Origin of the sequence: Rathayibacter sp. AY1E8 (assembly GCF_002931415.1) — a bacterium.
In the GTDB taxonomy this organism is placed as follows: Bacteria; Actinomycetota; Actinomycetes; order Actinomycetales; family Microbacteriaceae; genus Rathayibacter.
In genome coordinates, this window is record NZ_PSVI01000024.1 from 25358 (window position 1) to 46708 (window position 21351).

Sequence of the window (21351 nt, forward strand, 5' to 3'; positions counted from 1 at the left end):
CCCTCGCGACGGCCGCCGCCGTACCAGACGGCCGGCTCCGCACCGGGAGGCCGAGCGGCCGCTGGGGAGTGCCGGGTCCGGTCCCCGCTCCTCCGCCCGCGCGACGAGGATGGACCCATGGAACTGCGTCAGCTCGAACACTTCCTCGCCGTCGCGAAGGAGCAGCACTTCACCCGCGCCGCGAGCGCTCTGCAGATCTCGCAGTCGGGCCTCTCGGCGTCGATCCGCGCGCTCGAGAGCGAGCTGGGCAGCCCCCTCTTCACCCGCAGCACGCGCCGGGTCGAGCTGACGCCGGCCGGTCGGGCGATGCTCGCGGAGTCGGAGCGCTCGGTCGCCAGCGCGCTCGCCGCCCGCGACGCGGTTCTCGCCGTGCAGGGGGTGCTCCGCGGGAGCCTCGCGGTCGGCACGGAGGAGTGCCTCGGCGGCGTGCACCTGCCGCGCGAGCTCGCGAACTTCCGCGAGCAGCACCCGGGAGTCGCGCTCCGGCTGATCCACGAGGGGTCCGGCACGCTGCTCGACTCCGTCGCCGCCGGCCGCCTCGACCTGGCGCTGGTCGCCGACATCGGAGCCGTGCCGGGCGGCGTGCGGACGATGCCGCTGGCGAGCGAGGGCTTCGCGGTGCTCGTGCGCCCGGGTCACCCGCTCGCGAGCCGCGTCGGCTGCCGCATCCCGGACCTGGCGGGCGAGACGATCGTGGGACTGCAGGAGCACTGGGCGGCGAGTCACCTCGCGGCGCGGGCGTTCGCGGCGCACGGCCTCGCGTTCGAGGTCGAGCTCGAGGTGAACGACGTGCACACGCTGCTCGACCTGGTCGAGTACGGCATGGGGATCGCGGTCGTGCCGGCGCACTTCGCCGAGAAGCGCCCGGCCGGGCTGCGGGCGGTGGCGCTCGCCGATCCGCTCCTGGTGTGGCGGACGATGGTGGCGGTGCCGGAACGGCCGAGCGCCGCGGCCCGCGCGTTCGTCTCGGCCCTCCCGCAGCCGCTGCAGGACGCGGTCTGAGCCGGATCGTGCTCGCAACGGAGGAGGGACCAGCGCCGAGATCCCGCGATGCGCGTCGGACCGGTGCCTCGACCGGATCCCTCCTCCGTCATGAACGGGCTCAGTCGAGCGAGGCCAACTCCTCGGGCGTGAGCTCCAGGTCGGCCGCCGTGGCGGAGTCGCGGATGCTCTCGGGGCGGGAGGCGCCCGGGATCGGCAGCACGACCGGGGCCTTCGCCAGCTCCCAGGCGAGGCAGACGACCTGCGGCGTCACGCCGCGGGCCTCGGCGACCGCCGCGAACGCGGAGTAGCGCGAGCCGAGCTCGCCCGCCGAGGAGATGCCGCCGAGCGGGCTCCACGGCAGGAACGCCAGTTTCAGCTCGGCGCAGAGCTCGAGCTCCGGCTCGCTGGAGCGGAACGACGGCGAGAACTGGTTCTGCACCGAGACCAGGCGCTCGCCGAGGATGCCGTGCGCCTCGCGGATCTGGTCCGGGTCGGCGTTCGAGATGCCCGCGCGGAGGACGACGCCCTCGTCGAGCAGCTCGGCCAGCGCTCCGATCGAGTCGGCGTAGGGGACCGCCGGGTCGGGCCGGTGGTACTGGTAGAGGCCGATCGCGTCGACGCCGAGGCGCTTCGCGGACGCGCGGGCCGCCTCCTTGAGGTACTCGGGGCGGCCATCCTGGTCCCAGGGGCCGGGCTCGCGCCGCAGGTGGCCGCCCTTGGTGGCGACGAGCACGGCGGAGGTGTCGCCGCCGTAGCTGCGCAGCGCCTCCGCGATCAGCAGCTCGTTGTGGCCGAGGTCGTCCTGGGTGGCGAGGTGGTAGGCGTCGGCCGTGTCGATCAGGGTCACGCCGGCGTCGAGGGCGGCGTGGATCGTGGCGATCGAGCGCTCGCGGTCCGGGCGGCCCTCGATCGACATCGGCATGCCGCCGAGTCCGATCGCGCCGACCTGGACGTCGCCGAGAGTGCGCTGCTTCATGAATGCTCCTTCGCAGTGGGGTGGGTGGTCACCAGGCGTAGTCCTCGGGGGCGGTCCGGTGGCCGGGGAAGATCTCGTCGAGGCGCGCGAGGGCCTCCGAGTCGAGGGTGATGTCGACGGCGGCGACGGCGCTCTCGAGCTGCTCGAGCGTTCGCGGCCCGGTGATCGGACCGGTGACGGCGGGCTGGTGGAGGAGCCACGCCAGCGCCAGCTCGCCGGGCGCCTCGCCGCGCTCGCGGGCGAACGCCTCCCACTGCTCGAGCGCGGGGCGGTGCTCCTCGATCGCGGCGAGGGTGCGCTCGGAGGAGCGGCGCCCGCCCTCCGCGGTCTTCTCGAGCACGCCGCCCAGCAGTCCGCCCTGCAGCGGCGACCAGGGGATGACGCCGAGCCCGTAGTGCAGCGCGGCGGGCAGGACCTCGCGCTCGACGTCGCGGACGAGCAGGTTGTAGATCGACTGCTCGGAGGCGAGGCCGGTGAAGTGGCGGGCGCGCGCCGCCTCCTGCGCCTGGGCGAGGTGCCAGCCGGCGAAGTTGCTGGAGCCGACGTAGAGGACCTTGCCCTGCTGGACGGCGACCTCCATCGCCTGCCAGATCTCGTCCCAGGGAGTCGTCCGGTCGACGTGGTGGAACTGGTAGAGGTCGATGTGGTCCGTCTGCAGGCGGCGGAGGCTCTCGTCGAGCGCGCGGCGCAGGGTGAGCGCCGAGAGACGGCCGCCGTTGGGCCAGGAGTCGCGGCCGCGCTCGGCTCCGGGAGCGGCGAACTCGCCCATGTCGCCGAAGACCTTGGTCGCGAGGACGGTGCGCTCGCGGCGCTCGCCGCCCTGCGCGAACCAGCGGCCCACGATCTCCTCGGTGGCGCCGCGGCCGGCCTCGCCTCCGTACACGTTGGCCGTGTCGAAGAAGTTGACGCCGAGCTCGTGCGCGCGGTCCATGATCGCGAACGAGTCGTTCTCCTCGGTCTGCATGCCGAAGTTCATGGTGCCGAGGACGGTGCGGGAGACGGACAGGCCGGTGCGGCCGAGGTGCGTGTACTGCATGGTCCCAGTCGACTCCGGTTCGGGCCGCGTGTCCAACAGGTGCTCGGCATGGGTGCGATCGACGGGGGAGGTCAATCGGGGGCGCGCCGTCCAGGGGCCGCCCCGCGCCCCGCCTCGGGCCTGCGCGTCGGCCGGGTCCAGCGGCCTCGACCGGATCGCCCGCAGCCCGCTGGGCGCGGTGGCGCTCGGCCGCCCGGGTGCCGGGTTAGAGTCGCGGAATGGTCCGGACGACGCAGCGCCTCGTGATCGCCCTCTCCGCCGTGGTCCTGCTCGCCGGCTGCACGGCGGAGGCGACGAGCCCCGCCGCCGCACCCGCCGAGCCGACCGCCTCCACGGCGCCGCCCGCCGCCGGAGCCGAGTCCACGCCGCGGCCGGTGCCGAGCGTCTCGACCACTCCCGCGCCCGTCGAGGACGTCTCGGCCGAGTGCGTCGTCCAGGCGCTCGACGAGGGGACGCTCGACGGCGTCGACCTCGAGCGCGTGCGCGACCGCGGCACCCGCGTCGGCGCGACCGGGACGGCGAGCACCGCCTCCGACGGCGCCCCGGCCTCCTACCTGGTGGCAGCGGGCGACATCAGCGAGCGGATCGCGGACCGGTTCTGCATCAGCTCCGACTACCTCTCCGCGCTGAACTCGGTGCGCCGCGACGGCGTCGACATCGACAGCCTCTACGGCGGCGACACCCTCAACCTCCGCCCGACGACCGTCCTGAGCGTCGGCGACCAGAACGGCCGCGTCCTCGACAACGCCGAGCCCGACGACCTCCCCGCGCAGACCGGCTGACGCCGCTGACGCCCGCCGCCACTCCTCCCGCCTCGCAGCAGCACGCGACCACCGCGGAAGGCGCGGACCCGACGGCACGCGCGCGGCACTCAGCGCAGGACGCCGATCAGGACCGCGGACACGGCGACGGTCGCCGCGAGCCCGGTCGTCCGCGAGCGGCGGCGCGCCGGGTCCTCGAACCACGGCAGCCCGTCCCAGCGCAGCACGGCGCCGGCCGCCCCGGCCGCGGTGAGAGCCACCAGCACGGCCCAGGGGAGCAGCGTCAGCGCCGACCAGTCGACGAGTGCCCGCCCGAGCAGCAGCACGGCGACGGCCTCGACGCCGCGGGCGAGCGTCCGGACGCGGTCGCGGTCGAGGAACCCGGCCGCCCGGCGCCGGGGGACGCTCCCCAGGGCGAAGCGGCCGACGGTGAACGCGACGACGAGCAGGACGAGGATCGAGGCGATCATCACGACTCCTCCCCGGCGCGCTGCAGCAGGCGCAGACCGAGCTCGTCGACCGAGCTCGCCGTGTCCCCGTTGACGAACACGGCTAGGCCGCGCTCCCGGTCCATCGCGAGCATCGTCGAGTAGCCGGAGGTCCCTCCGTTGTGCCAGGTGACGGATCCGCCGTCCTCCGACTCCGAGGTGAACCAGCCGAGGCCGATCCGCGCCCCGTCGGCGTCGAACCGGGGATCCAGGACGCTCGCCGCGGGCACGCCCAGCGCGGGGTCGTCGGTGAGGAGGGCCTGCGCGTAGCGGGGCATGTCCTCCGCGGTGGAGCGGACGCCGCCCGCCGGTGCGTAGCCCGCCATCGTCCACGCGTCGACGGACCGCCCGCTCGCCGAGAAGCCGGTCGGCGCGTCGCCGGGGAGGGCGTCCGCGGTCTCCGGGACGGAGGTCGCGGTCATCCCGAGCGGATCGAGGACGCGCTCGCGGAGGAGGTCGGCGTAGTCGCGGCCCTCGGCGCGGGCGAGCGTCTGGCCCAGCACCGCCGCACCGAGGTTCGAGTAGGCGTGCACGTGCTCGCCCTGGTCCGCCTCGGCGGCCTGCCGGAGGACGTCGTCGGCCGACCAGCCCGCGTAGGGGTCCGTGCCGCGCAGCTGGGCGACGAGCGTCGAGGCGAGGTCGCCGACACCGGTGGGGAGTCGCGGCAGGCCGGAGCGATGGGTCGCCAGCTCCTCGAGCGTCCCGGTGAAGCCGCCGACGTCGGCGTGCTCCGCGGCGGGGTCCTCGAGCCCGACCGTCCCCTCGGCGGCGCTCCGGGCGAGGAGGAGCGCGGTCATCGTCTTCGTGACCGATCCGATCTCGACCTCGGTCCGCTCGTCGGCTCCGAGTCCGCCGTAGCGCACGCCGTCGGGCGTGATCACGGCGGCGACGAGGTGGTTCCGCGCCCCGTCTCCGACGTCGGTCCGGAGCCACCCGGCGATCTCGACGTTGCCCGTCTCCTCGGTCGAGAGGGTCGGAGCGGAGGGACGGAGCAGCACTCCGCCGAGCAGGACGACGGCCGCGGCGGAGGCGGCGGCGAGGGCGAGGCGGCGGCGGGTCATCGGGGTCCTCCGGCGGCGAGCAGGATCACGAGCAGGGGGACGAGGCGCTCCGGCGGGACGCCGTAGCGGCCGCGGCCGCGCGCCTCCAGCCAGCCGGCGGCGACCAGCTGGTTGACGTGGTGGTAGATCTGCCCGGTGGTGCCTGCGCCCTCGCTCTCGGCGAGCTGGGCGACGGTCTCGACTCCGCCGGCCACCGCCTGCAGGAACCGCAGGCGCACGGGGCTGCCCAGCGCGGCGAGCGCGGTCGGCCCGGGGCTCGCTCCCCAGTCGCGCTCGAAGAACGCGTCGGTGCTGAGGCCGTACTGCCACTCGACGGGGCCGGCCGGAGTGGCGACCGAGCCGGCGAAGACGACTCCGCCGGGAGAGGGCAGGCGCTCGCGGAGAGCGGTCAGGGCCCAGAGCGGATCGTCGGCGGCGGGCGCGGCGGGGGTGTCGGCGCGCTCGAGGCGGTCCAGCCGCGCTCGGAGCTCGTCGACCTCGCCGGCGAGGTCGCGGGAGGAGGTCATGCCTTCACTATTGCAAACATTCCGTAATCACGGAACTCCGGAGCGGAGCCGGTACCGCAGGAGTCGCGGTGGTCCAGCTCGACCACCGCGACTCCTGCGGACTCGGATCGCCCGGAGGCTCAGCCGAAGTGGCGCGGCAGCACGGCGCCGTTCACCGAGCGGAGCTCGTCCAGCGGCAGCGTGAAGAGGCCCTGCACCTCGACCGCGGGGGTCGCCGCGTCGGTCACGCCGATGCGCAGCACCGGGTAGCCCCGGCCCTCGCAGAGCCCGCGGAACTTCACGTCGTCCTCGCGCGGCACCGACACGAGCACGCGGCCGGTCGACTCCGAGAACAGCGCGGCCGTCGCGTCGACGCCGTCGCGCTCCATCAGCTCGTCGAGCCAGATACGCGCCCCGACGCCGAAGCGCAGCGCCGACTCGGCCAGCGCCACCACGAGCCCGCCGTCGGCGAGGTCGTGAGCGGAGGCGATGAGCGACTCCTTCGCGCCCGCCGAGATCAGCTCGGCCAGCGCGCGCTCGGCGGCCAGGTCGAGCTGCGGGGGCAGCCCGCCGAGGTGGTCGTGGATCGTGCCGGCCCATGCGGAGCCGTCGAGCTCGTCGCGGGTGGTGCCGAGGAGGTAGAGATTGTCGCCCTCGTCCTGCCAGCCGGAGGGGATGCGGCGCGCGACGTCGTCGATCACGCCGAGGACGCCGACGACGGGGGTCGGGAAGATCGGCACGTCGCCGGTCTGGTTGTAGAACGAGACGTTGCCGCCGGTGACGGGGATCTCGAGCTCGAGGCAGGCGTCGGCGAGCGCGCCCACGGCCTCGCGGAACTGCCACATCACCTCGGGGTTCTCGGGGCTGCCGAAGTTGAGGCAGTCCGAGACGGCGACCGGGGTCGCTCCGGTGACGGCGACATTGCGGAACGCCTCCGCCAGCGCCAGGCGGGCGCCTTGCGCCGGGTCGAGCTGGCACCAGCGCCCGTTCGCGTCGGTCGCGACCGCGAAGCCGAGGCCCGACTCCTCGTCGACGCGGACCATGCCGCCGTCGTCGGGATAGCTGAGCGCGGTGTTGCCGAGCACGTAGCGGTCGTACTGCGAGGTGATCCAGCTCTTGTCGGCGAGGTTCGCCGAGCCCAGGAGCGCCAGGGTCTCGGCGCGCAGCGCGTCGCCGCCGGTCGAGCGGGGCAGTCGGGAGGAGGAGTCGGCCTGCAGTGCGTCGAGCCAGGAGGGGTACTCGATCGGGCGCTCGTAGACCGGGCCGTCGACCGCGACGGTGCGCGGGTCGACGTTGACGATCTCCTCGCCGTGCCAGTTGATGATGAGGCGGCCGGAGTCGGTGACCTCACCGAGCACGCTGGTCTCGACGTCCCACTTGCCGACGACCTCGAGGAACGCGTCGAGCTTCTCGGGCGTGACGACGGCCATCATCCGCTCCTGCGACTCCGACATGAGGATCTCCTCCGCCGTGAGCGACGGGTCGCGCAGCAGCACCGAGTCGAGCTCGATGAACATGCCGCCGTCGCCGTTGGAGGCCAGTTCCGAGGTGGCGCACGAGATGCCCGCGGCGCCCAGGTCCTGGATGCCCTCGACGAGGTCCTTGCGGAACAGCTCGAGGCAGCACTCGATGAGCACCTTCTCGGCGAACGGGTCGCCGACCTGCACCGCGGGGCGCTTGGTCGGTCCGCCGTCGGCGAAGGTGTCGGAGGCGAGGATCGACGCGCCGCCGATGCCGTCGCCTCCGGTGCGCGCCCCGAAGAGCACGACCTTGTTGCCGACACCGCGGGCGTTCGCGAGGTGCAGGTCCTCGTGGCGGAGGACGCCGACGGCCAGCGCGTTGACGAGCGGGTTGCCCTGGTAGACCGAGTCGAAGTAGGTCTCGCCGCCGATGTTCGGCAGGCCGAGGCAGTTGCCGTAGAAGGAGATGCCGGCCACGACGCCGTGGACCACGCGCGCGGTGTCGGGGTCGTCGATCGCCCCGAAGCGCAGCGCGTCCATGACCGCGACCGGCCGGGCGCCCATCGAGATGATGTCGCGGACGATGCCGCCGACCCCCGTCGCCGCACCCTGGAAGGGCTCGATGTAGCTCGGGTGGTTGTGGCTCTCGATCTTGAAGGTGACGGCCCAGCCCTCGCCGACGTCGACCACTCCGGCGTTCTCGCCCATGCCGACCATGAGGTTCTTCTTCATGGCGGGGGAGACCTTCTGCCCGAACTGGCGGAGGTACATCTTCGACGACTTGTAGGAGCAGTGCTCGCTCCACATCACCGAGTACATCGCGAGCTCGCCGCTCGTGGGGCGGCGGCCGAGGATCTCGCGGATGCTCGCGTACTCGTCGGGCTTGAGTCCGAGGGCCGCGTAGGGCTGCTCCCGCTCGGGCGTCGCCTCCGCGTTCGCAGTGGTGTCGGGAACGGCGGTGCGGCTGTCTGCCATGTGCTGGAGGCTCCAGGGGAGGGGGACGGGATGCGCGTCGATCCTACCCGCCGCGGTCGCCGGGGCCCGGGCCCTCCGGTGGAGCGGTGCGGGCACCGGCGCCTAGGATCGGGCGGGTGAAGCGGGCGGCTCTGATCGGGACCGTGCTGTGGGGGCTCTACCAGTGCTTCGGGAACCTCGGAGCGGCGAACATCTCGTCGGACGAGCCCGTGTACCTCGCCGCGGGCTGGGACTACCTGCACGGCGACGTGAGCGCGAACCTCGAGCATCCGCCGACGGCGAAGTACCTGATCGGGCTCGCGCAGGTGCTGCTCGGCGAGGGGCTGCTCGCGGGCAGGATCGCCGCCGGCGCGGCCGCATTCCTCACCGGGGTGGTGCTCTGGCTCTGGTTCCGGCGCGAGCTCGGCCCGACGCTCGCGCTCGTCCCGGCCGGCCTGTTCCTCCTCCTCCCGCGCACCGCCGTGGGCGCCGGCACCCGGATCGACCGCCTCGCGCTCCTGGAGCCCTTCATGGTGCTCTTCGCCGTCGCGGCGATGGCGGCGGCGTGGACCTGGTCGCGCGCCTCGCCGGGCAGGCGGAGCGGCTGGCTGATCGCGCTGGCCGGTGCGCTGCTGGCGCTGTCGGTCACCTCGAAGCTGACCACCGCGGTCCTCGCGCCCGTGCTCCTGCTGCCGCTGCTGTGGTCGGGGAGCAGGGCCCGGGCTCTGCGGGGCGGCCTCGCCCTCTCCGTCGCGTTCGTCGTCACCGGGGTGCTCGCCTACCTGCCGGTGCACCCGGTCGAGGCGATCCGGTACCTGCTCGAGTTCCAGTCCGAGCACAACGCCGACGGCCACCTGATCGAGGTCGCCGGGACCGCGTACGTCTTCCCTCCGTGGTGGGCGAACCTGTGGTTCATGGTCGTCGGCATCGGGCCGGCGGCGCTCGCCGTGCTGCTCCTCGGGACCCTGCTGGCCCTGCTCGCTCCGCGGCGCCGCGCGCTGGTGCTCTACCTGGGCGCCGCGACGCTGCTCCTGCTCGTGTTCCACCTGGCGATCAGCTCGGTCGCGCTGCCGCACTACTACGCGGCGTGGGCGTGGCTCCTCTGCGCGCTGGCGGGCATCGGCATCGCGGAGGCGCTGCGCGGCGGGATCGTGCTGCCCGCACCCCTCGCCCGCGGCGTCGGCGCGGTGCTGGTGGCCGCCTCCCTCGTGATCGCGATCGCCACCACGGCGGGGATCGCCCAAGAGCGGCCGACCGGGATCGCGCGGGTGGCCGACGTGCTGCGCGAGCGCGGCCTCGACGGCGGCCTGGTCCTCGCGCAGGGCATGTCCTCGGGCGTCTACGTGCCCTACATCGGCGACCGGGTGACGACCGATCCGTCGTCCGCAGGGATCGTCGCCATCGCGATCGAGCTGTCGGCGCGCTTCCCGGTCGATCCGCGCGTGTCCGCCTACCTCGAGTCGGCGCGGCCCGAGACGGTGCGGCTCGACGACCTCACCCTCGTGCTGGTCGACGGACCGCTGCCGTGACCGCTCACTTCGAGCGGCAGGCCCCCGGATCGACGGCGTCCGTCAGCGAGGCGGCCTGCTCGACCACGGGAGTGAGGACCGAGAGCGGGATGGCGTAGCCGACGTTGTCGACGGAGGCGGCCTTGCCGAAGACGACGCCCGACACGGTGCCCTCGAGAGAGAGCAGCGGGCCGCCCGAGTTGCCCTGGTTGACGACGGCGGCGAGGGTCAGCACCTCCCGTGAGGTCGGTGCTCCGTCGACCATCAGCGAGACCGTGGCGTCGGAGGAGATCTCGGCCGAGCCGAGGGTCAGCGGGCCGCCGAAGGGGTAGCCCGCGACCACGGCGTCGTCCCCGGCGGCGACGGCGTCGTCGAGCGGGAGCGGAGAGGCGTCGAGCCCGTCGACGGCGATCACGGCGAGGTCGGTGGCCGGGTCCAGGTAGACGACGCGGCCGGTGCGCGGGGCCTCGCCCGGCGCCTCGACGACCGGCTGCGAGACTCCGCCGACCACGTGCGCGTTGGTGATGACGCGGTCGTCCGAGACGACGAAGCCGCTGCCCGTCACTCCGACGTCGCAGGCCCAGGCCGTGCCGGAGACGCGCACGACCGAGCGGGTGGCGGCGGCGACCTCCGGGTCGTCGGTCGAGACGTCCGGGATCGCGGGCGCCTGGGTCGGAGCGTCGAGCGCCTCGACGACCCAGGACGTGCCCTCGTCGACCACGGTCGACTGCAGCTGGGCGAGGAAGGCGCGGACGGGGGAGGGGGTGAGGTCGTCGATCGTGCGGATGACCGTCGAGCCGGCGACCGAGGTCGTGACGAGGGGGACGCCGAGGAGGGAGACGGCCGAGGTGACGGCGATCCAGACCAGGCCGGAGATCGCGACGCCGGCGACGCCGCCCGCGAGCCGGTCGAGCAGGCCGAGCTTCACCCGGTCGGCTCCGCGGCCGATGACCGCGCCGAGCGTCGCTCCGATCGCGTAGCCGACGCCCAGCAGCAGCACGGCGGTGCCGATCACGGCGAGCAGGCGCCACTCGCTGCCGGCCGTCCACGACGAGACGGCGGGCACGGCGAACGAGGCGCCGATCGCGCCCGCGACGATCCCGGCAAGACCGCCGAGGGTCCGGAGCAGGCCGCGCCGCAGACCGTCGACGAGCGCGCCGATGAGGCTCAGCACGACGATGACGTCGACGATCACGGATGCACCCACGCGGAACTCCTGCCGGTGTCGGGGACGGGTCCTCCAGCATGACCGACGCGGGATGCGCGGACGCCCGGAGGCGGCTGGCAGTCCGCGGCGGCTGCGGTGCGCGGGGGCGGCGGCGGCACGGGAGTCGGACACCGCCGGCCGCGCGCTGCCGCCGAGAGGGCGGTGCCCCCGGGAGGGCGGTGCCCCCTAGAAGAACGAGATGCAGTACGGCGTCGCGATCGGCGCGAACAGGCGGTCCATCCGCCCCGCTTCGCCCGTGACGCGCGCCAGCCCGGCCTTCGCCAGGATCGACGGCCGCACCGAGCCCAGCAGCAGCGAGCCCAGGTCGGCCACGTCCAGCGCGAGCTCGGCCTCGTCCCCGGTGCGCTCCACGGTGGCGGAGCCGCCCGAGGCGGTGAGGCGGTAGCGGCCGTCGGCGAGCCCGAGCCCGTCGGCCACCTCGACCACGACCGAGCCGTCCGCGGTCCACGGCCGGGCCGAGAACGCGGCGGCGACGTCGAGGATCCGCAGCCAGATCAGGTCGCCCACGTGGCTCACCTGCACCACGCGCGCGTCGCGGAGCGCCCAGGTCAGCGGATCGTCCACCGGCGCCATGTCCCAGGTCACCGCGGAGGCGAGGTCGACCGCGCCGAGGTAGCCCCAGAGCGCGAGGTAGGCGTCGGCGCCGGGGGCGACGAGGTCGACGATCTCGAGGGTCTTGTCGTCCTCGGGCCCGACCGCGCGGTAGGTCACGAAGCCGTCGAGCGTCCCCTCCTCGTCGAGGTGGACGGCCGAGCGGACGTCGAGGCCGGGCGTGGTCTCGCCGGACGCGGTGCCGACGGAGTTCGCCTCGTAGCGCGACTGGCGGGTCAGCGAGCCGGGGGTCGACGCCTGGAACGCGGCGAACACCGCGGGGATGCGCGGCTGCAGCCAGCTCGTCGCGACCACCTCGACGCGGCCGGCGGGCTCGGTCTGCAGGCCGAAGCGCGGCCCGGTGTCGACGCGGATCGAGCGGGTGAAGGCCGAGCGGCCGAAGCCGAACCGGCGGTAGATGGAGGCCTCGCTCGCCGTGAGCGCGGCGACCGGGGTGCCGGCCTCCTTCGCCAGGCGCAGGTCCTCGGTGATCATCGCGCGCAGGATGCCGCGGCGCCGGTGCGTGGGCCGCACGGTCACCTGCGACACCAGGTGCGCCGGCAGCTCGCGTCCGCCGCCGACCTGCAGGGCACCGGGGAACGCCGCGTAGGTGCCGACCGGCACGCCCGCGCCGTCGAGCCCCTCGGGGGCGGAGGAGTCGACGACCGCGGTGAGCACGCGCTGGTCGGCGACCATGTGCTCGGCCCAGTCCCGCAGCTTCTCCGGCGTGAACTCCTTCTCGTGGAAGCCCGCGTTGATCGCGGTGGCCCACGCGGCGGTGGCGGCGTCGGGACCGCCCTCGTCGTTCAGGGCGGCGGGGAAGCGGCGGAGGTCGAGACCGGTGAGAGGCATCCGTCCAGCCTATTCACCCGGAGTGCGCGGGGGCTGAACCGGTGCGCGAACGGTCACTGCGACAGGCGCGCCCGTAACGCCGACCGCCGTCAGAGCACGGTCCACCGCTTCTCGAGCGCCGCGTCCACCGCCTCCGCGAGCTCGTCCAGCCGCCGGGAGTCGAGGCGCCCCGGGTCCGCGGCCGCCCGGATCCGCCCGCTCATCGCCGCGATCGCCGAGCGCCGCCGCGGCAGGGTCGCGGTGAACGCGCAGTCGCGCAGCAGCACCAGCAGCTCGCCCGCCCGGCCCTGCGCCTCCGCGAGGACCTCGAGCCGCCGCTCGAACGGCGACTCCGGGACCGTCACGCGCAGGAACCCGTCCGGATCCTGGAACGCCGCCGGCGGATCCGGGACCCGCGCGAGCAGCGCCAGAGCGGCGCCCAGCTCGTCCAGACCGCCCTCGTGCGCCAGCTCCCGCAGCCGCGAGTCCAGGTCCTCGGCCGGCCCCGCCCCGAGCTCCACCGTCCGCAGCACGAGCGCGTCGAGCCGGCGCTCCTCCTCCTCGCCCGGGACCGACGGAGTCGCCGACCACCACGAGAGCACCGGAGTCGCGGCCACCGCGTGCTCGCCGATCCGCCGCTCCAGCGCGATCAGCAGGTCCTCCCGCGCGGCGAGCGCCACCAGCGCGTCCACGTCGACGTGGAGCAGGGTGCCCGAGGCGGGCGGCGCCACCAGCCGGCGTCCGGAGGGAGGGACGGTCTCCGCCCGCGTCCTCGCCCCGGGTCCGCGCTCGCTCGCCCGCAGGATCTCCTCCTCGAGGATCCGCCGGGGTCGTCGTCGTCCGCTTCCGCGTGCCATGCCGTCACGCTACCGTCGGCCGCATGACCCGGTTCCTCGCCCTCCTCCGCGGAGTGAACGTGAACGGCCGCACCGTCCGCAGCGCCGAGCTCGCCGAGACGGTCGCCGGGATCGGCGTGGACCGGGTGCGGACGGTCCTCGCGAGCGGCAACGCGGCCTTCGACTCCGACCGCCCGGCCGCCGAGCTGAAGCCCGCGCTCGAGGCGGCGCTCGCCGAGCGGTTCGGCTACGACGCCTGGATCGTGCTCGTGACGCAGGAGGCGCTCGCCGCGGTGCTCACCGCCTACCCGTTCCCGCGGATCGACGAGGAGGCGCATCCGTACGTCGTCTTCGGCTCGGACGAGGAGGCGCTCGACGCCGCGCAGGCCGCGATCGGCGAGCCGGATCCGGCGGTCGAGCTCGTCGCCCGGGGTGCCGGTGTCCTCTACTGGCGCTGCCCGCGCGGCTCCTCGACGGACACTCCGGTCGCGCGGATCCTCGCCCGCTCCGCCTACCGCTCCACCACGACGACCCGGAACCTGCGCACCGTCGAGAGGCTCGCGACGGCGTGACGTCCGCGGCCGTGGCGGGGCCGCCTCCGGGCTCCGCGAGCGGCACCTCGGGGCGCCTCCGACCTCGGGAGGCGAGGAATCGGGGCTGAGAGCACGCACATTCTTTGGTTAGGCTGTCCTTAGTGCCGGTCCACTCGGACCCTGCGCTGCCTCCCGCACAGCCTCTCGAAAGGGACCCATGCCCCGCGCCACCACGCCCCTCGCCCTGCTCGCCGCCACCGCGCTGACGATCGGCCTCGCCGGCTGCAGCGGCTCGGCCGCCGGAGACGACGCCGCCGCCGACAGCGGCTTCACGCCGATCACGATCGAGCACGCTCTCGGCACCACCACCATCGAGTCGGCGCCCGAGCGCGTGGCGACCGTCAACTGGGCCAACCACGAGGTGCCGCTCGCGCTGGGTGTCGTCCCCGTAGGCATGGCCGCCGCCAACTTCGGCGACGACGACGGCGACGGGCTCCTCCCCTGGGTGAGCGAGAAGCTCGACGAGCTCGGCGCCGAGACCCCCGTCCTCTTCGACGAGACCGACGGCATCGACTTCGAGGCCGTCTCGGACACCGACCCGGACGTCATCCTCGCCGCCTACTCCGGCCTCACGCAGGAGGACTACGACACCCTGAGCGAGATCGCCCCCGTCGTCGCCTACCCCGAGACCGCCTGGGGCACCTCCTGGCGCGACATGATCACGCTGAACAGCGAGGCGATGGGCAGGGCCGACGAGGGCGCCGCCCTGATCACCGAGCTCGAGGGCGAGATCGAGGAGAAGGTCGCCGCGCACCCGCAGCTGGCCGGCACCTCGGCGATGTTCCTCACCCACGTCGACCCGACGGACCTCAGCCAGGTCAGCTTCTACACCTCGCACGACACCCGCCCCGCGTTCTTCGAGGACCTCGGCATGGCGACCCCGGGCAGCATCGCCACCGCCTCCGCCGCGACCGACAAGTTCTCGCTCACGCAGAGCGCCGAGCAGGCCGACGCCTTCAGCGACGTCGACGTGATCGTCACCTACGGCGACGACGAGCTCGTGAGCACCCTCAAGGCCGACCCGCTGCTCTCGCAGATCCCCGCGGTCGCCGACGACGCCATCGTGCGCCTGCCCTCCACCCCGCTCGGCACCGCCGCCAACCCGACGCCGCTCTCGATCTCGTGGGTCCTCGACGACTACCTGGACCTGCTCGACGAGGCCGCCGCCAAGGCCGCGCAGAGCACTCCGGCCGCCTGAGCCGGGATCCGACCCGCGTGACCCTCGCCGCTCCTCCCGCCGCCTCGGGCGTCGCCGCCGTGCGCCGCCCGAGGCGGCTGCGCGCCCTCTGGCTGGTCGCGGCCGTGGCCGTGCTGCTCGCCGCCGCCGTGGTCTCGGTGCTGGTGGGGTCGCGGGAGGTGGCGTGGAGCGACGTGGTCGCCGCGTTCGGCGGGTCCACGGACGGGTTCGCGCAGGCCGCGGTCGCCAAGCGCATCCCGCGCACCGTGCTCGCCGCGATCGCGGGCGCGGCCCTCGGCGTCGCCGGCGTGCTGATGCAGGGGGTGACCCGCAATCCGCTGGCCGACCCCGGCATCCTCGGGGTGAACACCGGAGCCTCGCTCGCGGTCGTGACGGGCATCGTCTTCTTCGGGCTGACGAGCTCCGCCGCCTACGTCTGGGTCGCGATCGGCGGGGCCGCGGTCGCCGCGGTCTTCGTCTACACGGTCGGGTCGCTCGGGCGCGGCGGCGCGACTCCGCTCAAGCTCGCCCTGGCCGGGGCCGCCACCTCGGCCGCGCTGGTCTCGGTGATCAGCGCGATCGTCCTGCCGCGCGCCGACGTCGCGGGCGGCATCCGCTCCTGGCAGATCGGCGGAGTGGGCGGCGCCACGTCCGCGAGCATCGCGCAGGTGCTCCCCTTCCTCCTGGCCGGCCTCGTCCTCTGCGTTCTCTCGGCCAAGAGCCTCAACACCCTCGCGCTCGGCGACGAGCTCGCCGCGGGCCTGGGGGAGCGGGTCGCCCTCGCGCGCGGCGGGGCCGCCCTGGGCGCGGTCGTGCTCTGCGGAGCGACGACCGCGGTCACGGGGCCCATCGGCTTCGTCGGCCTGGTCGTCCCGCACGCCTGCCGCCTCCTCGTCGGCGTCGACCACCGCTGGCTGCTGCCGTTCTCGGCGGTGACCGGCGCCGTGCTCCTGATCGCCGCCGACATCGTCGGCCGCGTCGTCGCGCGCCCGAGCGAGATCGATGTGGGCATCGTCACCGCGCTGGTCGGCGCCCCGGTGTTCATCGCGATCGTCCGCCGCCAGAAGGTGCGCGAGCTGTGACCGCGCTGGTCGAGGCGCCCTCCGCCACCGCCCGCGCCGTCGCGGCCGGCCGCCGCCGCCGCGGGGCCCGCCGCCGGATCGTCGTCGCCGTGCTCGCTGTCCTGATCGCGGCCGTCCTCGCCGTCTCCCTGCTGGTCGGCCAGACCGTCTACTCGCCCGACGAGGTGCTCCGCGTGATCCTCGGCGAGCAGGTCCCCGGGGCGAGCTTCACCGTCGGGCGCCTCCGCCTCCCGCGCGCCGTCCTCGCCCTGCTGGTGGGCCTGTGCTTCGGGCTCGGCGGAGTGAGCTTCCAGACCATGCTCCGCAACCCGCTCGCCAGCCCCGACATCATCGGGATCAGCGCCGGGGCGAGCGCCGCCGCGGCATTCGCGATCGTGACGCTCTCGCTCGGGGCCGCGCAGGTCTCGGCCCTCGCGATCGTCGCGGGACTCGTGGTCGCCCTGCTCGTCTACGCCCTGTCCTACCGCAGCGGAGTCGCCGGTACCCGGCTGATCCTGATCGGCATCGGGGTCGCCGCCATGCTCGACTCCCTCACCGCCTACGTGCTCTCGCAGGCCGCCGCGTGGGACCTGCAGGAGGCGTCCCGCTGGCTCACCGGGAGCCTCAACGGCGCGAGCTGGAGCGAGGTCGTGCCGGTCCTCGCCGCGGTCGTCGTCCTCACCCCCGTCCTGCTCTCGCGCTCGCGCGACCTCTCCGCCACGCAGCTCGGCGACGACACCGCCTCCGCGCTCGGCATCCGCGTGAACGCCACCCGCCTCGTCGTGATCGTCGCCGCGGTCGGGCTGATCGCCTTCGCGACGGCCGCCGCCGGCCCGATCGCGTTCGTGGCCTTCCTCTCCGGCCCGATCGCCGCCCGCCTGATCGGGCCCGGCGCGTCGCTCCTCATCCCCTCGGCCCTCGTCGGCGCGCTGCTCGTGCTCGTCGCCGACTTCGTCGGGCAGTTCGGGCTGGGCCTGCGCTACCCGGTCGGAGTGGTCACCGGCGTCCTCGGGGCGCCCTACCTCGTCTACCTCATCGTCCGCAGCAACAGAGCGGGAGGCTCACTGTGACCACCGCGCACACCCTGACGGCCGAGGGGGTCACCCTCGGCTACGGCGACCGGACCGTCGTCGACGGCCTCGACCTCGTCGTCCCGCCCGGCCGCATCACCGCGATCGTCGGAGCGAACGCCTGCGGCAAGTCGACGCTCCTGCGCTCGATGTCGCGCCTGCTCGCGCCCCGCTCCGGCGCCGTGCTGCTCGACGGCAGGGCCGTGCACCGGACGCCGGCGAAGCAGCTCGCCCGCACGCTCGGCCTCCTCCCGCAGTCGCCGATCGCCCCGGAGGGCATCACCGTCGCGGATCTCGTCGGCCGCGGCCGCCATCCGCACCAGGGGATGCTGAGCCGCTGGAGCGTCTACGACGACGAGGCCGTCGCGACCGCGCTCGACGCGACCGACACCGCCGCCCTGGCCGACCGCTCCGTCGACGAGCTCAGCGGCGGGCAGCGCCAGCGCGTCTGGATCGCGATGGCCCTCGCGCAGGAGACCGACGTGCTGCTGCTGGACGAGCCGACCACCTTCCTCGACGTCAGCCACCAGATCGAGGTGCTCGACCTGCTCGTCGACCTCAACCGCACCCGCGGGACGACGGTGGTGATGGTCCTGCACGACCTCAATATGGCCGCCCGCTACGCCGACCACCTCGTGGCGATCGCGCACGGCGCGGTGCACGCCTCCGGCAGCCCGGCCGCGGTGCTCACCGAGGAGACGGTGCTCGCCGTGTTCGGCCTCGACAGCCGCATCATCACCGACCCGACCTCGGGCACTCCGCTCATGCTCCCCCTCGGGCGGCACCGCCTCGCCCCCGAGCGGATCGACGCCCCCGGCGGCGCGCAGATGACGGACGTGTAAACGGTTCCACACGGCGGCCGGGGGGCGTATACGATACCTGCAGTCCGCGGCGGACGACCGTCATCGGCGGAACCGCCGAACGCCTGCCCCCGATCAGAGGTCCTCCCCGCCGTGACTGCATCCCCGACGCGCCCCGACGCCTCCGCCCTCCGCGGCGTCCGCGCGCTCCTGTTCGACCTCGACGGCGTGCTCACGCCGACCGCCGACGTCCACATGCAGGCCTGGTCGCGGCTGTTCACGGAGTACCTCTCCTCGCGCGGGATCGCCGAGGGCTACACCGACGCCGACTACTTCCGGTACATCGACGGACGCCCGCGGTACGACGGCGTCCGGGCGCTCCTCGCCTCGCGCGGCATCACCCTCCCCGAGGGCGCGCCCGAGGACGACCCGTCGCTCGAGACCGTCTGCGGGCTCGGCAACCGCAAGAACGACGCCTTCAACCGCACCCTCGCCGAGACCGGCGTCGCTCCCTACCCGGGCTCGCTCCGCTTCGTCGACGCCGCGATCGCCGCGGGCGTGCAGGTCGCCGTCGTCACCTCCTCCCGCAACGGCGTGCCGGTGCTCGAGGCGGCCGGCCTCCGCGACCGCTTCGAGGTCGTCGTGGACGGGCTCCTCGCCGCCGAGCGCTCGATCGCCGGCAAGCCCGCGCCCGACACCTACCTCTACGCGGCCGAGCTCCTCGGCCTCCCGGCCGCCGAGTGCGCCGTCCTCGAGGACGCGCACTCCGGAGTCGCGGCAGGCCGCGCGGGCGGCTTCGGCCTCGTCGTCGGCGTCGACCGCGGAGTCGGGGCCGACACCCTGCTCGAGCACGGCGCCGACCTGGTCGTGGACGACCTGGCCGAGCTGCTCCCCTTCCTCCCCACCGCTCCCGCCCCCGAGGACGCCGCATGAACCCCATCACCTCCGACCCGCTCGACCGGAACCGCTTCCCGATCGACGAGTGGGCCCTCGTCGAGACCGAGTTCGCCTCCGAGCTGCAGGGCCGCACCGAGACGCTCTTCGCCACCGGCAACGGCTACCTCGGCCTCCGCGGCAACGTGGAGGAGGGGCGCGACGGCTACGCCTACGGCACCTTCATCAACGGGTTCCACGAGACCTGGCCCATCCGCCACGCGGAGGAGGCGTTCGGCTTCGCCCGCGTCGGCCAGACCATCGTCAACGTGCCGGACGCCAAGATCATCCGCCTCTACGTCGACGACGAGCCCTTCGTGCTGAGCGAGGCCGACGTCCTCGCCTACTCGCGCCGCCTCGACTTCGCGAACGGCGTGCTCACCCGCGAGCTGGAGTGGCGCACCCCCTCCGGCAAGCGCGTCCTGATCCGCTCGCGCCGCCTGGTCTCGTTCACCGACCGGCACCTCGCGATCCTCGACTACGAGGTCGAGATGCTCGACCACGACGCGTCCGTGCTGATCTCGAGCCAGATCCTCAACCGCCAGGACGGCGTGGACGAGTACCACGCCCCCTCCGGCAGCGAGGGCGCCGGCTTCGACCCGCGCAAGGCGGAGTCGTTCGAGGACCGCGTGCTCCAGCCGCGCCTCAAGCGCGTCAGCGGCACCCGCTACCTCCTCGGCTACCGGACCACCAACTCCCAGATGACCGTCGCCTGCGGCGCCGAGCACCAGCTCGAGACCGAGAACGAGTGGGACCAGACCTCCCAGATCGACGACGACCTCGCCAAGCACGTCTACCGCGTGAAGGCCAAGGCCGGCCGGCCGGTCCGCCTGGTCAAGACGCTGACCTACCACACCTCCCGCGGCGTGCCCGTGCGCGAGCTCGCCGACCGCTGCGACCGCACGCTCGACCGCGCCCGCGAGACGCCGGTCGAGGAGCAGTTCGTCAAGCAGCGCGAGTGGCTGGACGACTTCTGGACCCGCTCCGACGTGCAGCTGGACGGCCAGCCCGCGATCCAGCAGGCCACCCGCTGGAACCTCTTCCAGCTCGCCCAGTCCACCGCCCGCACCGACGGCGGCGGAGTCGCGGCCAAGGGCGTCTCGGGCTCCGGCTACGGCGGCCACTACTTCTGGGACACCGAGGTCTACGTCCTCCCGTTCCTCAGCTACACGGCGCCCCTCGTCGCCCGGAACGCCCTGCGCTTCCGGCAGAACATGCTCGAGGCCGCCCGGGCGCGCGCCTCCGAGCTCAACCAGCGCGGCGCGCTCTTCCCCTGGCGCACCATCAACGGTCAGGAGTCGTCGGCGTACTACGCCGCCGGCACCGCTCAGTACCACATCGACGCCGACATCTCCTACGCGCTCATGCAGTACGTGGGTGCCACGGGCGACGACGACTTCCTCGCCCGCGGAGCGATCGACATCCTCGTCGAGACCGCGCGGATGTGGGCCGATCTGGGCTTCTGGCGCAGCAACGGCGACGACCACTTCCACATCCACGGAGTGACGGGGCCGGACGAGTACACGACCGTCGTCAACGACAACCTGTACACGAACGTCATGGCCCGGGCGAACCTCCGCTCGGCCGCCCGCGCCGTCGAGCTGCTGAAGGCCGTCGAGCCCGCCGCGTACGAGCGGATGGCCGACCGCCTCGCTCTCGACGAGGGCGAGGTGCTCGAGTGGGCGCGCGCCGCCGAGAAGATGCACATCCCCTTCGACGCGCGGGCGGGCATCCACCCGCAGGACGCGGCCTTCCTCGAGAAGGAGCTGTGGGACCTCGAGAACACCCCCGCGAGCAAGCGCCCGCTGCTGCTGCACTTCCACCCGCTGGTGATCTACCGCTTCCAGGTGCTCAAGCAGGCCGACGTCGTGCTCGCGCTGCTGCTGCAGGGCAACGAGTTCACCGCCGAGCAGAAGCGTGCCGACTTCGAGTACTACGACGCGCTGACCACCGGCGACTCGACCCTCTCGGCCGTCGTGCAGTCGATCATCGCCGCCGAGGTCGGCTACAGCGACCTGGCCCGCCACTACTTCCTGTCGGCGCTGTTCGTCGACCTCGCCGACCTGCACCGCAACACCGCGGACGGCATCCACGTCGCCTCGACGGGCGGCGTCTGGAGCGCCCTCGTCTACGGCTTCGGCGGGATGCGCGACCACGGCGGCCGGATCACGCTCGATCCGCGCCTTCCCGACGACTGGGACCGCCTCGCCTTCCGCATCACCCTCCACGGCACGCGCGTGCGCGTCGAGGTGACGCAGACCGAGGTCCTGCTGACGGTCGAGACCGGCGACTCCGCCGCGATCACCGTCCGCGACGAGCGCGTGCACGTCGCCGCCGGCAGCCCCGTGCGCGTCCCGCTCACGCACCAGGGCCGCCGCCTGCACGGCGCGCCGACCACGTCCGACATCGAGGGCACCCGCCGCTCCGACGGCACCGTGATCACCGCCTCGATCCCCACCATCTCGATGACCCCCGAGCCCGAGGTCCTGACGGGGCCCTGAGCGGCGCCGCGAACATC

General features: G+C 74.0%; 19 protein-coding genes. 10 read left to right on the plus strand and 9 right to left on the minus strand.

What is annotated here, in order from left to right; translation table 11 throughout:
• The first annotated feature begins 117 nt into the window (after positions 1-117).
• The gene (locus C5C74_RS08995; RefSeq protein ID WP_104247471.1) at positions 118-1002 is read left to right on the plus strand and encodes a LysR family transcriptional regulator; all 885 of its coding nucleotides are present in this window, start codon (positions 118-120) and stop codon (positions 1000-1002) included.
• A gap of 100 nt (positions 1003-1102) precedes the next feature.
• Here the strand turns inward: C5C74_RS08995 and C5C74_RS09000 are convergent, their stop codons facing one another.
• Positions 1103-1960, minus strand: coding sequence for an aldo/keto reductase (locus C5C74_RS09000; RefSeq protein WP_104351372.1), 858 nt, complete (start codon positions 1958-1960; stop codon positions 1103-1105).
• A 28-nt stretch (positions 1961-1988) separates the two neighbouring features.
• Complete coding sequence (locus C5C74_RS09005) at positions 1989-2996, minus strand: aldo/keto reductase (protein WP_104262635.1); 1008 nt, start codon at positions 2994-2996, stop codon at positions 1989-1991.
• A 218-nt stretch (positions 2997-3214) separates the two neighbouring features.
• Here C5C74_RS09005 and C5C74_RS09010 point away from each other — a divergent pair, with 218 nt between their 5' ends.
• Positions 3215-3778 (plus strand): hypothetical protein, encoded by a 564-nt coding sequence (locus C5C74_RS09010; protein WP_104337164.1) that lies wholly within the window; start codon positions 3215-3217, stop codon positions 3776-3778.
• A gap of 89 nt (positions 3779-3867) precedes the next feature.
• On the opposite strand, the gene C5C74_RS09015 is transcribed toward C5C74_RS09010, so the two are convergent.
• From C5C74_RS09015 to purL, 4 genes are all read right to left on the minus strand, one after another.
• Positions 3868-4227 (minus strand): hypothetical protein, encoded by a 360-nt coding sequence (locus C5C74_RS09015; RefSeq protein ID WP_104351373.1) that lies wholly within the window; start codon positions 4225-4227, stop codon positions 3868-3870.
• Positions 4227-5306 carry a serine hydrolase gene (locus tag C5C74_RS09020; RefSeq protein WP_104351374.1) on the minus strand — a complete coding sequence of 360 codons (1080 nt, stop codon included), beginning with the start codon at positions 5304-5306 and terminating at the stop codon, positions 4227-4229. The genes C5C74_RS09015 and C5C74_RS09020 overlap by 1 nt, the downstream gene beginning before the upstream one ends.
• Positions 5303-5812, minus strand: a complete 510-nt coding sequence (locus tag C5C74_RS09025) for a winged helix-turn-helix domain-containing protein (protein WP_104319368.1) — start codon at positions 5810-5812, stop codon at positions 5303-5305. Before C5C74_RS09025 ends, C5C74_RS09020 begins: the two co-directional genes overlap by 4 nt.
• Before the next feature lie 119 nt (positions 5813-5931).
• Positions 5932-8226 carry a phosphoribosylformylglycinamidine synthase subunit PurL gene (purL, locus tag C5C74_RS09030; RefSeq protein WP_104234263.1) on the minus strand — a complete coding sequence of 765 codons (2295 nt, stop codon included), beginning with the start codon at positions 8224-8226 and terminating at the stop codon, positions 5932-5934.
• Between the two features lie 116 nt (positions 8227-8342).
• Here purL and C5C74_RS09035 point away from each other — a divergent pair, with 116 nt between their 5' ends.
• Positions 8343-9734 (plus strand): glycosyltransferase family 39 protein, encoded by a 1392-nt coding sequence (locus C5C74_RS09035; RefSeq protein WP_146083044.1) that lies wholly within the window; start codon positions 8343-8345, stop codon positions 9732-9734.
• A 4-nt stretch (positions 9735-9738) separates the two neighbouring features.
• Here C5C74_RS09035 and C5C74_RS09040 read toward each other — a convergent pair whose 3' ends face one another.
• The 3 genes from C5C74_RS09040 to C5C74_RS09050 all read right to left on the minus strand — a co-directional run bounded on the left by C5C74_RS09040 (position 9739) and on the right by C5C74_RS09050 (position 13220).
• Positions 9739-10920 carry a MarP family serine protease gene (locus C5C74_RS09040; RefSeq protein WP_258064135.1) on the minus strand — a complete coding sequence of 394 codons (1182 nt, stop codon included), beginning with the start codon at positions 10918-10920 and terminating at the stop codon, positions 9739-9741.
• Positions 10921-11106: 186 nt separating this feature from the next.
• A complete protein-coding gene (locus C5C74_RS09045) occupies positions 11107-12384 on the minus strand; it encodes a GNAT family N-acetyltransferase (RefSeq protein WP_104222746.1) in 1278 nt (425 codons plus the stop codon).
• 89 nt (positions 12385-12473) lie between these two features.
• The gene (locus C5C74_RS09050) at positions 12474-13220 is read right to left on the minus strand and encodes a DUF2254 family protein (protein ID WP_104351376.1); all 747 of its coding nucleotides are present in this window, start codon (positions 13218-13220) and stop codon (positions 12474-12476) included.
• Between the two features lie 23 nt (positions 13221-13243).
• Between C5C74_RS09050 and C5C74_RS09055 the strand changes: the two genes are divergently transcribed.
• From C5C74_RS09055 to C5C74_RS09085, 7 genes are all read left to right on the plus strand, one after another.
• Positions 13244-13771 (plus strand): DUF1697 domain-containing protein, encoded by a 528-nt coding sequence (locus tag C5C74_RS09055; protein ID WP_104255976.1) that lies wholly within the window; start codon positions 13244-13246, stop codon positions 13769-13771.
• 178 nt (positions 13772-13949) lie between these two features.
• A complete protein-coding gene (locus tag C5C74_RS09060) occupies positions 13950-14990 on the plus strand; it encodes an iron-siderophore ABC transporter substrate-binding protein (protein WP_104222743.1) in 1041 nt (346 codons plus the stop codon).
• 17 nt (positions 14991-15007) lie between these two features.
• Complete coding sequence (locus C5C74_RS09065; RefSeq protein ID WP_104247462.1) at positions 15008-16051, plus strand: iron ABC transporter permease; 1044 nt, start codon at positions 15008-15010, stop codon at positions 16049-16051.
• On the plus strand, positions 16048-17100 hold the full coding sequence (locus C5C74_RS09070) for an iron chelate uptake ABC transporter family permease subunit (RefSeq protein WP_244230540.1): 1053 nt from the start codon (positions 16048-16050) through the stop codon (positions 17098-17100). Before C5C74_RS09065 ends, C5C74_RS09070 begins: the two co-directional genes overlap by 4 nt.
• Entirely contained in the window at positions 17097-17942 is an 846-nt protein-coding gene (locus C5C74_RS09075; protein ID WP_104269007.1) for an ABC transporter ATP-binding protein, read from the plus strand. Before C5C74_RS09070 ends, C5C74_RS09075 begins: the two co-directional genes overlap by 4 nt.
• A 111-nt stretch (positions 17943-18053) precedes the next feature.
• The gene (locus tag C5C74_RS09080) at positions 18054-18833 is read left to right on the plus strand and encodes an HAD family phosphatase (RefSeq protein WP_104222739.1); all 780 of its coding nucleotides are present in this window, start codon (positions 18054-18056) and stop codon (positions 18831-18833) included.
• Positions 18830-21334, plus strand: coding sequence for a glycoside hydrolase family 65 protein (locus tag C5C74_RS09085; protein WP_104222738.1), 2505 nt, complete (start codon positions 18830-18832; stop codon positions 21332-21334). The genes C5C74_RS09080 and C5C74_RS09085 overlap by 4 nt, the downstream gene beginning before the upstream one ends.
• Positions 21335-21351: the final 17 nt, after the last annotated feature.

What these genes read in the sequence shown, in the direction of transcription:
- C5C74_RS08995 (WP_104247471.1), top strand. Translation starts at nt 118, where the DNA reads ATGGAACTGCGTCAGCTCGAACACTTCCTCGCCGTCGCGAAGGAGCAG.
- C5C74_RS09000 (WP_104351372.1), bottom strand. Translation starts at nt 1,960, where the DNA reads ATGAAGCAGCGCACTCTCGGCGACGTCCAGGTCGGCGCGATCGGACTC.
- C5C74_RS09005 (WP_104262635.1), bottom strand. Translation starts at nt 2,996, where the DNA reads ATGCAGTACACGCACCTCGGCCGCACCGGCCTGTCCGTCTCCCGCACC.
- C5C74_RS09010 (WP_104337164.1), top strand. Translation starts at nt 3,215, where the DNA reads ATGGTCCGGACGACGCAGCGCCTCGTGATCGCCCTCTCCGCCGTGGTC.
- C5C74_RS09015 (WP_104351373.1), bottom strand. Translation starts at nt 4,227, where the DNA reads ATGATCGCCTCGATCCTCGTCCTGCTCGTCGTCGCGTTCACCGTCGGC.
- C5C74_RS09020 (WP_104351374.1), bottom strand. Translation starts at nt 5,306, where the DNA reads ATGACCCGCCGCCGCCTCGCCCTCGCCGCCGCCTCCGCCGCGGCCGTC.
- C5C74_RS09025 (WP_104319368.1), bottom strand. Translation starts at nt 5,812, where the DNA reads ATGACCTCCTCCCGCGACCTCGCCGGCGAGGTCGACGAGCTCCGAGCG.
- purL (WP_104234263.1), bottom strand. Translation starts at nt 8,226, where the DNA reads ATGGCAGACAGCCGCACCGCCGTTCCCGACACCACTGCGAACGCGGAG.
- C5C74_RS09045 (WP_104222746.1), bottom strand. Translation starts at nt 12,384, where the DNA reads ATGCCTCTCACCGGTCTCGACCTCCGCCGCTTCCCCGCCGCCCTGAAC.
- C5C74_RS09050 (WP_104351376.1), bottom strand. Translation starts at nt 13,220, where the DNA reads ATGGCACGCGGAAGCGGACGACGACGACCCCGGCGGATCCTCGAGGAG.
- C5C74_RS09055 (WP_104255976.1), top strand. Translation starts at nt 13,244, where the DNA reads ATGACCCGGTTCCTCGCCCTCCTCCGCGGAGTGAACGTGAACGGCCGC.
- C5C74_RS09060 (WP_104222743.1), top strand. Translation starts at nt 13,950, where the DNA reads ATGCCCCGCGCCACCACGCCCCTCGCCCTGCTCGCCGCCACCGCGCTG.
- C5C74_RS09085 (WP_104222738.1), top strand. Translation starts at nt 18,830, where the DNA reads ATGAACCCCATCACCTCCGACCCGCTCGACCGGAACCGCTTCCCGATC.